The organism is Methylophaga sp. UBA2012 (assembly GCF_002335235.1).
GTDB lineage: Bacteria > Pseudomonadota > Gammaproteobacteria > Nitrosococcales > Methylophagaceae > Methylophaga > Methylophaga thalassica.
In genome coordinates this window covers 270,831-283,559 of record NZ_DDCG01000003.1, presented here as the reverse complement: position 1 = coordinate 283,559, position 12,729 = coordinate 270,831, and the positions used below count along the sequence as shown (strand labels likewise).

Here is a 12,729-nt window from a genome sequence, read left to right as displayed (position 1 = left end):
GTAGGTCACTGCCAGGCTTTAATACAAAAGAAGCCCATCCAATCGGATGGGCTTTTTTATTATTTGACATTTAGAAAGTGTGACCTACTTGAACGAAGTGACAACATCGCAGGAGCGATGTTGAATGAGCGAAGCGAGCCCGAAGGGGCGACTACATGGATGTAGGCGATAAAGTAGGTCACCGAGAGGCTTTTAGATAATAGAAAAGGTCATCCTCTATTAGAGTGGCCTTTTTATTGTCTCGTAATCTGCCAAGCTGATCGATGACTGCTGCAATATTGAGCTTTATTGAACCTTTCAGATAATTTGTGCTGAGACGATGATAACTGAAAAGGTGCTTTGTTCAGCTCATCTAAACTACTTAATATCTTGTTAAGCAAAGTCCATTATCGTAACGAGCATTATTTATGGACTGTTACTATGCTGAATCACGCCCGCCAAGTTAGATTGTTTTTTGTTGTTAGTTACCTGACTTTATTTTGTATCACCTGCTTATTTTGGCCATATGCAAAAACTGATAGCAACTGGTTAAATGGCTATTTATTTTTCTCATCTGCAATATATGCCTTCTTGTATTTATTGCCTGCCTTAGTGATCACAAAACTGATAGATCTCGTGGCATTTTTTAACAAACGTTATGAGAAAAAGTGGCTGCTCATCAGTAGGCAAGTTGCCTGGATACTGACATCAGTAATATTTCTGGCATTATATGTAGACTATGAAATTTATACGCTTTATGAATATCACTTTAACGGATTTGTGTGGAATCTGATAATAACCCCAGGTGGTATTGATGCACTAGGGGCTACGAGCTCGACCAAGGTGACTATAGCTACTGAAATTATCGCTATTATTGTATCGACGTATTTATTGATGTGGCTATCTGGAAAATTGGCACATCGAGCCCGTTTCACAGTTTCACGACGTGTTTATATAAGCGCTTTAGTGATCTTATTACTGCTGGCCCCATTAGAAGAAAGTGTTTACGCTTACAGTATTTATACGGGCAACGACGACTTTATCCAAGTCTCTAGTGTTATTCCCTTCCATCTAAAATCGAGTGCCCATAGCTTTTTCAAAAACATGGGTATTGAACAAGGTGGGCTTAAAAAGCTGAGACTGGCACATGGCAAAATACATTATCCACTGGAGAAGATTGCAACAGAACAATTAGCAACATATCCGAACATTATTATGCTTGTTGCAGAGTCATTTCGTTGGGATTTACTCGATCCAGAAATAACACCTAATTTATGGAAGTTGTCTCAAAAAGCACTTACATTTGATAATCATTACAGTGGCGGTAATCGGACAAGGATGGGATTGCTATCGATGTTTTATGGCATTGATGCACCATACTGGTATGGTTTTCAGCAGCAGAAGATTTCGCCTGTGCTGCTGAATGTCTTGCGTGATAAAGGCTATCAGTTTGATTTGCATACGAGTCAGAGTTTTGATTATCCAGAGTTACGTGATACGGTTTTTCATAATATGCCTGAATCTGTGATGGAAGAATTAAAAGATGGGGAACCATGGGCTCGTGATCATCAGAATATTAGTCACGTCATCAGTAATATCGATACACGCAACAAAAATAAACCTTTTTATAGCTTTATGTTTTTTGAGTCCACACATGCCCCTTATGCATTTCCTGAATCAATGGCTATCAGGAAAGATTATCTCAAAGATATGAACTATGCAGATCTCAATCTAAGAGATAATATTGTGCAAATCCACAATCGGTATATCAATGCTGCGCACACCATCGATGCTGAAGTAGGGCGATTGCTGAATTATCTAGATGAAAGCAAGCTATTAGAGAATACGATTATTTTATTCACTGGCGATCATGGTGAAGAATTCATGGAAAATGGACATTGGGGCCATGGACATAATGAAATGTTTCCTGAGCAACAAATCCATGTCCCGCTTATATTATCTATTCCAGGTACCAAGCCAGAACATATACGACATACAACCTCTCATATCCAGATTCCTGCTACGTTGATGGAGAAACTAGGGGTGACAACAAATGCTGATAAATATGCGCTTGCAGGCGATTTAAACTTATCACTGCCGTATCTGGTTGTTGGTAACTATAATTATCTTTCTGTTATAGATAACAGCCACAAAATTACCTTTCCGTTTACTTCAACAGATTATTTTCACTATACCGTCTTTACCCGTTATGACCAAAGTGTCAATACCGATGAAAAGCAGGAGGTAATTAAGCAAATCCAGCCTTTGATAGATGATGTTGCAAAGGATTGTCAGCGCTTTGTCAGCCATTAAAGAAGGTAAATCACTTTAAATCATCGTAATTTGTTGTATTTATCACTAATAAATAAAAAATGTCTCTATCTGAGGTAAAATAACAACAAATTCTGTCTGTGCGTAAAGCTCATTAATGCCTTTACCTATAACCACTATAAATCAGCAGAATAAGTGTTGATTTAAAGAGTAGAGGATTGGCGAGCATTGATTAAAGAAGTCTGGTCTGCGAGTAATACTGAAATCGCGACAAAGTTCTTAGATTATTTCCCACCATTAGAAAGTATATTCGACTATCAATCGACAATCATTTCTAAGGGAAAACAAAGTGAAGTAATGCGATTTAATATAGAGGGTACAGGCTTTTATATTAAACGCTATTTTAGAACTAAGGGGCTTAGAAGTCACTTAGGCTATTCACGTTTGCGGATGGAAATTCGTAATCAAAAGCGTTTCTTAAGATGGGGGCTCCATGCTGCAGCGGTGATTGCCTATGGTGAGCGCTATCACTTTTCACATACGCTTAAGGGTGCATTAGTTACTTTAGCTGTGAACAACAGCTCTAATCTTGAAGATATTTCCCGTAATTCACCCGAGTTATTTAAAAATAAGGCTTGGCTGAGTCAAGTGATAAAGCAGGTTGCTGAGATGGCGCGTATTCTCCATGAGCATCAGTTTTGTCATAACGATTTATTCTTACGAAATTTGCTCATACAGCAGAATAGTGATCAGCCAAAGCTGTTTCTTATTGATTGCCCATCTGGTTGTTTTTGGTTCGGCACTTTTCTTTCAAAACGTAAAGTTAAGGATATTGCTAGTCTGGATAAACATGCATCAGTTTATTTATCCAGAACACAGCGTTTACGTTTTTTACTCTATTATCGTCAGAGTAAACGCCTTACAAGTAGTGATAAACGATTCATTAGAGATGTGTTAGCTTATTCTCGACGAAAAAATGGATAATCCCTTCCTAGCTGAGCCCAGTATAGTTTGATTCAGTAAACCGTGGTGAGCAGATAGCTAAAAATATCAGATCGTCTTTACCGTTATTACTTATACGCTGCCTTGTTAAAGGGGGAATAATAACTACATCGCCAGTTGATATAACTTGTGATAGCTCTTCGCCTATTTCAACGATACCATGACCTTCTAGAATTACATAACGCTCAGTTGTTTGGTTTAAATGATGCCACTGTGTCGTTACTCCAGGCCTGACTCTGGCACGAGCAATAGACACATCTGGATCTGATGCATGATTAGATAACTCATTTATATAACACCCCTCAATAAAGAAATACTCTTTATCAGGATCATAGTGCTGGATTGTTGGTTTATTGATCATGTTATTTATAACCGTTATTTGATGGTTTATTGTTTTTTTGCCCAGTAAAGTCCAGTTTGAGTGGTAAAGCTACCATCTTTCTCTATTGATAATGCTTGCTTTACTTCCTGGTTAGCATCTAACTGTAATTGCTTAAGTATGCCCACTTTATCTGCTGGTGTGTTCATTCTGGTTACCCATGAGTCAAATTCCAGCCTGGTTGACCAGCTTTTATATTTTTCAATGGTGAAGCCGGCATTTTCAATTACTTCTCGCCATTCAGTATGATCGCGATTTCGTACATGTGATGGATCACGTAGATACTCGATAGTTTGTGAGTGCGTGTCGACAATTTTATTTGTGTCGCCCTCAATATCGATAATAAGCAAATAGCCACCTTTTCTGACTATATTTCCTATCTGCTCAATCGCAGAATTAAAATCCGACCAGTGATGAGCACTGTAACGGCTACAAACCAGATCTATGTCAGAGAAATGGTGATCTAGTTCTTCGGCTCGACATTGTTTTGCTTCAAGATTAATAAAGTCTTTTGAGCGAGCCTGTTCCTTGACGATATTTAGCATCGCACGTGATGAGTCTGTTGCAGTGACATTATCTACTAATGGCGCAAGCGTGTAACTAAGATGGCCTGCACCACAGCCAATATCAACGGCTGATTTTATGTCTGTGTGATGATGTTCGATAAGTACTTTTGCAAAAGATAAATCAGGTCCTTGACTATGTACTTGGCTTGTTAAATATTCAGTCGCTTGAGGATCAAATTGCTTTCCTACGCTTTGGTAATGTGTAGTCATTTTCTGTCTCCATTTTGTAGAAAACAAAGCATATACGTCTCATTATGGTGTTACTAGATTGGCATTTATCCTATTATAAGAACTGATAGGTAATGATTTAAATTAATGGGTGGAGCAGTGAGTAATAATCGCGATAATAGTTTGGGTGCATTTTTGAAATCGGCAAGAGAAAGAACATCACCTGAGCAATTCGGTATAAAGAAAGGAAGAAGACGAACGCCAGGACTTAGAAGAGAAGAAGTTGCACAATTAAGCGACATAAGCACGACTTGGTACACATGGTTAGAGCAGGGTAGGACAACTTCTGTGTCAGCCCAGTTATTAGCAAGATTGGCGCAAACACTAAAACTATCTCACGCAGAACGTCATTATTTATTTAAATTAGCCAATCAATTAGATAAAGATGAAATAACACAGCTATCGCCACAACTAAAACAGCATTTGTTAATGCTAACTGAAACAGTATCCGCACCAACATATGTCATGGATCGTCACTGGGATCTGGTCGCTTGGAATGATGAATGCAAAAAATTGTTTGGTGGATAGCTCAATACCGACAAAAATAAAAATTTACTACGATTTTTATTTTTGGACCCTGTAGCTAAAACACTAATTAGTGATTGGCAACAACGTGCAGAGCGCTTAGTGGCTGAGTACCGAGCAGATAGTGTCGACTGGCATTACGATAAGGTGCATTTGGCATTGGTAGATGAACTCACTGCACTATCTGAAGACTTTAAAAAAGCCTGGAGCAAGCAGCATGTATTACCTAGAGAGGGGGGGGAAAGAGGCTTTTTCCAACATGGTATTGAGTGTTTCTATGAGCAATTTACTTTGCGAGTTGCCGATAATCACGATATGAAAATGGTGATATTACGCCCTATAAATAAGAGTGGATAAGGTCTATGCACTAAAATGTAGCGCATAAGATGAATTGTAACTAATTGATTTAAGGGCTTACATCGCCGATTCTAGTCTATATGAGGCTTTCGGTCACTGAGTTATAAGCTGGCATCTGTTATGCAGGACATTATCTGACACCTGTGATAGGGAGGCCTCTATGAAACTGTTAATAATAGTTTTGCTTCTACTCAGCTCTAAAGTGGCGGTTAGTGATACCTCGGCAACATGGAACCGTATTATTTTATCTGGCGGTGCATATACATTGATGGGCTTAGCCCCACCAGAACTGAGAGCTGCGGACACACTCAATATCTTTCTCGAAGGTGATGGCGCGCCTGGTACAGCATTCGAATTAGCTGAATTTATTGGTGGTAATAGCGTTTATATTGCCAGACCTTGCCAGTATTTTTCCCGTCAACAATTCACCAATTGTGACAAAGCTTTATTGACATCACACCGCTATTCGCGGGCTGTGATTGACTCTATCAGTAGAGCCATTACAGTAATGAAAATTCGTTATCAAGCGAGTCGAGTTCGGCTTATCGGATTTTCAGGTGGTGGAGCTATTGCAACGATTATTGCTGCACAACGTGATGATATTGACTTGCTTGTTACCGTCGCTGGCAATCTTGATCACAAGCGCTGGACTGAGTTTAATGAGATTGCCCCTTTAATCGGCTCATTGAACCCGGTAGATTTCAGCGGCTCTCTTGAGGGGGTGAGACAAATTCACCTCATTGGTGAGCGTGACAATGTGGTGCCTGGCTCGGTATTAAGCTCTTATTTAGCTCACATGCAAAAACTGGATAATGTGAAAAGCTATATTATTTCTGGTGCTGACCATCTTTGTTGCTGGTCAATGGCACTTGCTGATGTTTTGGATTGAAGAAGATGCTTTGGCTAGCTTAACCCAAGCTAGCCAACCACTTATCATCTGAGCCTTCGTTCATACCCTCAAAAAGGTATGTGGAAAGATAACGTTCTCCCGTATCAGGTAACATGGCCAAAATAGTACTTCCAGGCTTGGCTTTTTCAGCTACCTTCATGGCCGCTGCTAAGGTGCCGCCGCATGATAAGCCAACGAAAATACCTTCTTCTCGAGCAAGACGTTGTGCCCAATTTTTAGCTTCTTCATCTGTCACAGGATAGAGTTCATCATAGATGTCACGATTTAATACATCAGGAATAAAGTCTGGTGTCCAACCTTGGATTTTATGTGGGGCCCATGCATTACCTGCCAGCATGGAAGCAGCGGCAGGTTCAGTTGCGATAATTTTTGTTTCTGGGCGTGCAGCTTTAATCATTTCACCTGCACCTGTTAAGGTACCACCGGTTCCCCAGCCAGATACCCAGTAGTCAAGAGGTTTACCTGCAAAATCAGACAGAATTTCTGGTCCTGTAGTATTTCGATGATAGGCTGGGTTCGCTGGGTTCTCGAATTGCCTGGCTAGAAACCAACCATACTTTTCAGCAAGCTGTTCAGCTTTTTTGACCATGCCTTTGCCACTTTCAGCTGCTGGGGTCAAAATGACCTTAGCTCCAAGGGCCCGCATAATCTTACGACGTTCCACGGAAAAGGTTTCGACCATGGTAGCAACAAAGGGATAGCCTTTCGCCGCACATACCATCGCGAGAGCAATACCGGTATTGCCTGAAGTGGCTTCAACGACTGTTTGACCCGGTTTCAGTACCCCACGTTTTTCTGCATCATTAATGACAGCATATGCCAAACGATCTTTGACGGAACCCATCGGGTTAAACGACTCAACTTTTACATACATATCAACGTGGGCTGGAGCTATGTTGTTGAGTTTGACTACTGGTGTATTGCCGATGGTATCGAGAATGCTGTTGTAAATCATAATGTGTTTTCGCTTCTTTATGCTGATCAAAAAGCTTACATGAAATCTATCAATCAGAGGCGTGTCGTAAGCTAGAGAATGTTATTTTCGTAATCGTTAATAATTGACTGTGCAAGATTCACTTTACTTTGCTCAACGAACACATGAGCGAAATCAGTGGCTGGAAGATCACCGACAGCGCCTTGTAAATAGTGGCCACCAACGTGACAGTCAATGTCATGGCTTTTCAACAAGCCAGCTACAATATGAGCTTCTAAAATATTATTAGCACGAAACATCAGTTGCATATGTTTCTCCAATGCTGTTGAGGCTTTAGCTAGCAAAATTCGCTGAGCGTCGTGTTTATTTTGTAGTAACGTGAATCTGTTGTTTAGTTGATTGCTTTGCAGGTTTCTTGCTGCTCTCGATATTTGAGGAGGTTTGCAATGCACGTAAAATATTTTGTCTGGTAATTGAACCAACTAAACGATTATCTTTGATGACAGGTAAACACTTATATGCAGTACTGAGAAACGTCTGAGCAACGTCAATAATAGAGTCATCAACATCGACTGTTGCACATGTCGTGTTCATAAACTCTCCAACTTGTCCTGCAGCTTCCCCTTGGTAAGCCGCATTTAAAGCTACTTTCATACAATCTTTTTCAGATAAAAAGCCAATCAGATTGCCATGATGATCGATGACAGGAGCACCAGACAACTTGAACTCTACTAATTGATTGATCGCCCGCAGAATATCCATATCCGGTGTGAAGGTAATTTTAGTACCATTCATATGATCTTTGACTTTTAACGGCGCTAACATATTTAGCTCTCCTCAATATGCGTTATTGTTGTTGGGCTTTCCGTTTTGCACATTCATCCCTTTCCTGGGCTGAGCAAGCTCCACCACAACTTCCACTTAAGCCAACTTGATTGAGACCACCACAACTACCTTTAATGGCTGAACGACCAAACAACACGCCTATTGCCATTGCAGCAACAACAACAAGTAACAGAACAAATGCGGCGATAAAAGTTGTCATCTAACCCCCAAAGTCATCCAGGAATATGTTCTCTCTCTCTACTCCAAGATCTTCCAGCATTCTGATTACTGCAGCGTTCATCATTGGCGGTCCACACATATAGAATTCACAGTCTTCTGGAGCGGGATGATCTTTAAGATAGTTTTCATACAGTACATTATGAATGAAGCCAGTGTAACCCTGCCAGTTATCTTCTGGCAATGGATCCGATAGCGCCACATTCCAGGTAAAGTTGTCATTTTCAGCAGCGAGTTCATCAAAATCTTCAGTGTAGAACATTTCACGCAAGCTACGAGCACCGTACCAGAAGCTGATCTTACGGTCGGTTTTAATTCTACGAAGCTGATCGAAAATATGTGAACGCATCGGTGCCATACCTGCACCACCACCGATAAAGACCATTTCTTTATCAGTATCTTTGGCAAAGAATTCACCAAAAGGTCCTGAGATAGTAACTTTATCACCTGGTTTTAAGTTGAATATATACGATGACATTTGACCTGGTGGAATATCATCGTTGTCTGGCGGCGGGGAAGCGATCCGCACATTCAGCATGATAATGCCTTCTTCTTCAGGATAGTTCGCCATAGAATATGCGCGGATAACATCCTCTTTTACAACGGATTTATAACGCCACATATCAAAGCGATCCCAATCGCCCCTATACTCATCTTCTACATCAAAACTTTTGTATTCAACGGTATGAGGTGGGCACTCAATCTGAATAAAACCACCTGCACGGAAATTTACATTTTCACCAACAGGTAATTCCAGTACTAATTCTTTAATAAACGTAGCAACATTGTGGTTAGAGCGAACAGTACAATCCCATTTTTTTACACCGAAAACTTCTTCGGGGACTTCAATTTTCATGTTCTGTTTAACGGCAACCTGACAGGATAAGCGGTCACCCTCTGCTGCTTCACGCTTGGTGATATGTGACTCTTCTGTTGGCAGGATTGAGCCACCACCCTCAAAGATTTTAACTTTACATTGCCCACAAGTACCGCCGCCGCCGCAAGCTGATGACACAAATAGATCTGCATCAGCAAGAGCACCTAACAATTTACTGCCGGCTTTAGTTTTGATGGTTTTTTCCTCATTGATGACAATTTCAATATCACCAGTTGAGACTAATCTTGAACGTGCCCCAAGTATTAAAAATACCAAGGCCATGATGATAAGGGTAAATAGTACGATGCCGAGTACGATTTCCATCACAATTGAATCCCAGAAAATGCCATAAAACCAAGTGCCATGAGACCTGCAGTGATAAAGGTAATCCCTAATCCTTGCAGCCCATCAGGTACATCTGAATATTTGAGTTTTTCACGTATGCCAGCGATAGCGGTAATCGCCATTGCCCAGCCAAGACCACTACCAACACCATAAACAGCACTTTCAGATAAGTTGTAGTCACGTTCAACCATGAACAAGGTTCCGCCCAGAATGGCACAGTTCACCGTGATTAACGGCAAGAATATACCCAATGCGTTGTACAAGGCTGGAGCATATTTATCCATGGCCATTTCAAGAATCTGTACCATCGCAGCAATAACACCAATGTAGCTGATAAGACCAAGAAAGCTTAAATCAACATCAGGTAAACCTGCCCAGGCAAGTGCACCATCTTTAAGTAGGTATTGGTAGATTAAGTTATTTGCTGGGACTGTAATGGCTTGAACCATGATGACGGCAATACCAAGACCAAGGGCTGTTTCAATTTTTTTCGATACGGCAAGAAAGGTACACATACCTAAAAAGAATGATAAAGCCAGGTTCTCAATAAAAATTGAGCGTACGAACAGGCTTAGATAATGTTCCATCTACAATACCTCCGTACGATGAACTTGGTGAATTTGATAGTCTGGCGCTTCGACCTGTTCTTTTTTCCAGCTACGCACAGCCCAGATCAGCAGACCAATGACAAAGAAGGCACTTGGTGGTAAGAGCATTAATCCGTTAGGTATATACCAACCACCATCATTGGCGACTGGAATCACTTGGTAGCCAAATAATTTTCCTGCGCCTAAGAGTTCACGACAGAAAGCAACTAACATAAGAATAAGGCTATAACCTAAGCCATTACCAATCCCATCCAGGAAACTCAGCATGGGCGGGTTTTTCATTGCGTAAGCTTCAGCACGGCCTAATACGATACAGTTGGTGATAATCAAGCCGACGAAGACCGACAGTTGTTTGCTGGCCTCAAATGCATAGGCTTTGAGAATCTGGTCAACAATAATGACCAGCGAAGCAATGATCGTCATTTGCACAATAATCCGAATACTACTCGGAATATGTTTACGGATAGCACTGATACAGGCACTCGAGAAGGCTGTAACCGTGGTCAAAGCCAATGACATGATAAGTGCGGACATCATATTGGTAGTGACTGCTAATGCAGAACAAATACCAAGAACTTGAAGTGTAATTGGATTGTTATCAATGAGAGGATCGATAACATTATTTTTTGCTTGGCTTGCCATAAGTTATTTCCCCAATTCAGAATGCATTTTTTTCAGGTAAGGCCCAAACCCCTGATCGCCTAACCAGAACTGTAGAAGGTTGGTGACACCATTACTGGTTAAGGTCGCTCCTGATAAGCCGTCTACCTTGTATTCGGCGTTAGCCGTATTTGGCTCAACATGACCACGAATCACACGAATTTCGACATTACCATCAGCATCAAAAATTTTCTTGCCAGCCCACTGAGCACGCCATTTAGGGTTATCAACTTCACCACCAAGTCCCGGTGTTTCCGCCTGTTCGTAAAAACGTAAACCACGAACCGTATTGAAGTCACCTTCCAATGCTAAAAATCCATATAAAGTGGACCATAGACCATAGCCATGAACGGGCAGTACGACTTGTTTAATCGCATCGCCTTCTTTCAGTATATACACAGGAGCATAGTTGGCGCGTCGACCGATGCTGGCTATATCATCTTTGTCGTCTATATTGATACTCATTTGTGGATCAGCTGATGCTGCACGCTGGTCATAACTGACAGGGTCGATGTTATTGTCAGCATAAGTACCTGTACTCAAGTCGACCAGCTTAACTTCAAACTGACTAAAAATTTCATCAACAGTACCTGCTTGATTACTCATTCCCGTGACAGCAAGAATATTCTTCTTTATATCGTCTTTTTTATTGTCGTCCTGTATGGGACGTAAATAAACAGCCGCTGTCGAAACCATCACTGAACAAATCAGACACAACAGAATAGCAATAAAAAGAGTTTTTTTCGGATCATCATTAGGCAAGTTGAGTAATCCACCTAACAATCCTTTTTTTGTATTAGTTTCAGCCATGATATTAAGTTCGCTTCATTCTGCGTTTGATATTGGCCTGAACAACAAAATAGTCGATCAGGGGCGCGAAAATATTGCCAAATAATATGGCTAGCATAATACCTTCAGGGAAGGCCGGGTTCACAACACGGATCATCACCGCCATAAAACCAATCAATGCACCATATATCCAGCGCCCTTTATTTGTCATCGCCGCAGAGACCGGATCAGTCGCCATAAAGACCATACCGAATGCAAGGCCGCCCATGGTTAAATGCCAATACCATGGAACACTAAACATCGGATTGGTATCACTGCCAATCAGGTTGAATAACAAGGACGTGATGACCATACCCAGAAATACGCCCAGAATGATCCTGAAGTTGGCAACTCGGGTATAAATCAGAAACGCTGCGCCAATTAATATGGCTAAAGTGGATGTTTCCCCTAGAGAGCCAGGCATTACACCTAAGAATGTTTGTGACCAACTGTAGCCTGCTTCTTTCACCGCGTCGATACCACCAGATGCAGCAAGCGCAAGTGGAGTAGCACCAGTGTAACCGTCAACGGCAGTCCACACTGCGTCCCCTGACATTGCTGCAGGATAAGCGAAATAAAGAAATGCGCGACCAGTCAGGGCAGGGTTAAGGAAGTTTTTACCAGTACCACCGAAGACTTCTTTACCAAGAACGACACCAAAAATAATACCGAGTGCGACCATCCATAATGGTGTAGATGGCGGTAACGTTAATGTATACAGCATGGAACTGACTAAGAAACCTTCATTAACTTCATGGTTTCTTACGGCGGCAAAGATGACTTCAAAAATACCACCAGCGACCAATGTCGTTATATACATGGGTAAAAAGTAAAGTAAGCCATGAAACATATTGGCGAATAAACTGTTAGGGTCATATGCTATACCCAGCGTACTCATTATCCAGTTACGCCAGCCATCCAGGCCTGTCATACCCATTTGGCTGATCGCATTATTCGCCTGAAAACCAGTATTCCAAAGCATCAATAATAAGACGGGGAATGTCGCTACGACGACATAACTCATTACCCGTTTTAGATCGATGGCGTCACGCACATGAGGAGAACCTCGTGTTACATCAGCGGGTGAATATATAAAGGTATCCACCATCTCATATAACGCGAAATACTTTTCGTATGGGCCGCCTTTTTGAAATTGTGGCTCGATACGATCAAGAAAACGTCTTAAGCGTGCCATCAA

The 12,729-nt window shown here is 41.3% G+C and carries 15 protein-coding genes and 1 pseudogene; 5 read left to right on the top strand and 11 right to left on the bottom strand.

Going from position 1 to position 12,729, the window contains the following annotated elements; genetic code table 11:
- Positions 1 to 420: 420 nt before the first annotated feature.
- Together B2248_RS04605 and B2248_RS04600 are read left to right on the top strand one after the other, a co-directional pair.
- The gene (locus B2248_RS04605; protein WP_273178527.1) at positions 421 to 2,292 is read left to right on the top strand and encodes a sulfatase-like hydrolase/transferase; all 1,872 of its coding nucleotides are present in this window, start codon (positions 421 to 423) and stop codon (positions 2,290 to 2,292) included.
- Between the two features lie 186 nt (positions 2,293 to 2,478).
- Complete coding sequence (locus B2248_RS04600; protein ID WP_273178529.1) at positions 2,479 to 3,234, top strand: lipopolysaccharide kinase InaA family protein; 756 nt, start codon at positions 2,479 to 2,481, stop codon at positions 3,232 to 3,234.
- Positions 3,235 to 3,241: 7 nt separating this feature from the next.
- Here the strand turns inward: B2248_RS04600 and B2248_RS04595 are convergent, their stop codons facing one another.
- Together B2248_RS04595 and B2248_RS04590 are read right to left on the bottom strand one after the other, a co-directional pair.
- Positions 3,242 to 3,613: a cupin domain-containing protein gene (locus tag B2248_RS04595; RefSeq protein WP_273178531.1), complete on the bottom strand. Its 372-nt coding sequence runs from the start codon at positions 3,611 to 3,613 to the stop codon at positions 3,242 to 3,244.
- Positions 3,614 to 3,639: 26 nt separating this feature from the next.
- A complete protein-coding gene (locus B2248_RS04590; RefSeq protein WP_273178533.1) occupies positions 3,640 to 4,407 on the bottom strand; it encodes a class I SAM-dependent methyltransferase in 768 nt (255 codons plus the stop codon).
- A gap of 117 nt (positions 4,408 to 4,524) precedes the next feature.
- Between B2248_RS04590 and B2248_RS04585 the strand changes: the two genes are divergently transcribed.
- From B2248_RS04585 to B2248_RS04575, 3 genes and pseudogenes are all read left to right on the top strand, one after another.
- The gene (locus tag B2248_RS04585) at positions 4,525 to 4,953 is read left to right on the top strand and encodes a helix-turn-helix domain-containing protein (RefSeq protein ID WP_273178535.1); all 429 of its coding nucleotides are present in this window, start codon (positions 4,525 to 4,527) and stop codon (positions 4,951 to 4,953) included.
- A 24-nt stretch (positions 4,954 to 4,977) separates the two neighbouring features.
- Positions 4,978 to 5,307 (top strand): annotated as a pseudogene (locus B2248_RS04580) (hypothetical protein); the annotation flags it as partial.
- 160 nt (positions 5,308 to 5,467) lie between these two features.
- Positions 5,468 to 6,196, top strand: a complete 729-nt coding sequence (locus B2248_RS04575) for an alpha/beta hydrolase (RefSeq protein ID WP_273178537.1) — start codon at positions 5,468 to 5,470, stop codon at positions 6,194 to 6,196.
- A 19-nt stretch (positions 6,197 to 6,215) separates the two neighbouring features.
- Here B2248_RS04575 and cysK read toward each other — a convergent pair whose 3' ends face one another.
- The 9 genes from cysK to B2248_RS04530 form a co-directional block, all read right to left on the bottom strand.
- Positions 6,216 to 7,172 (bottom strand): cysteine synthase A, encoded by a 957-nt coding sequence (gene cysK / locus B2248_RS04570; RefSeq protein WP_273178539.1) that lies wholly within the window; start codon positions 7,170 to 7,172, stop codon positions 6,216 to 6,218.
- Between the two features lie 71 nt (positions 7,173 to 7,243).
- Complete coding sequence (locus B2248_RS04565) at positions 7,244 to 7,459, bottom strand: DUF2007 domain-containing protein (protein WP_007147060.1); 216 nt, start codon at positions 7,457 to 7,459, stop codon at positions 7,244 to 7,246.
- Positions 7,460 to 7,514: 55 nt separating this feature from the next.
- Positions 7,515 to 7,976 carry a CBS domain-containing protein gene (locus B2248_RS04560; protein ID WP_007147059.1) on the bottom strand — a complete coding sequence of 154 codons (462 nt, stop codon included), beginning with the start codon at positions 7,974 to 7,976 and terminating at the stop codon, positions 7,515 to 7,517.
- A gap of 22 nt (positions 7,977 to 7,998) precedes the next feature.
- Positions 7,999 to 8,196 (bottom strand): (Na+)-NQR maturation NqrM, encoded by a 198-nt coding sequence (nqrM, locus tag B2248_RS04555; RefSeq protein WP_273178544.1) that lies wholly within the window; start codon positions 8,194 to 8,196, stop codon positions 7,999 to 8,001.
- On the bottom strand, positions 8,197 to 9,414 hold the full coding sequence (gene nqrF, locus B2248_RS04550) for an NADH:ubiquinone reductase (Na(+)-transporting) subunit F (RefSeq protein WP_273178784.1): 1,218 nt from the start codon (positions 9,412 to 9,414) through the stop codon (positions 8,197 to 8,199).
- On the bottom strand, positions 9,414 to 10,022 hold the full coding sequence (gene nqrE, locus B2248_RS04545) for an NADH:ubiquinone reductase (Na(+)-transporting) subunit E (protein ID WP_007147056.1): 609 nt from the start codon (positions 10,020 to 10,022) through the stop codon (positions 9,414 to 9,416). The genes nqrF and nqrE overlap by 1 nt, the downstream gene beginning before the upstream one ends.
- Positions 10,023 to 10,685, bottom strand: coding sequence for an NADH:ubiquinone reductase (Na(+)-transporting) subunit D (locus B2248_RS04540; RefSeq protein ID WP_007147055.1), 663 nt, complete (start codon positions 10,683 to 10,685; stop codon positions 10,023 to 10,025). It lies immediately after the preceding gene.
- A 3-nt stretch (positions 10,686 to 10,688) separates the two neighbouring features.
- Positions 10,689 to 11,513, bottom strand: a complete 825-nt coding sequence (locus tag B2248_RS04535; protein WP_273178547.1) for a Na(+)-translocating NADH-quinone reductase subunit C — start codon at positions 11,511 to 11,513, stop codon at positions 10,689 to 10,691.
- 4 nt (positions 11,514 to 11,517) lie between these two features.
- Positions 11,518 to 12,726: an NADH:ubiquinone reductase (Na(+)-transporting) subunit B gene (locus B2248_RS04530; RefSeq protein ID WP_273178549.1), complete on the bottom strand. Its 1,209-nt coding sequence runs from the start codon at positions 12,724 to 12,726 to the stop codon at positions 11,518 to 11,520.
- Between the last annotated feature and the right edge of the window lie 3 nt (positions 12,727 to 12,729).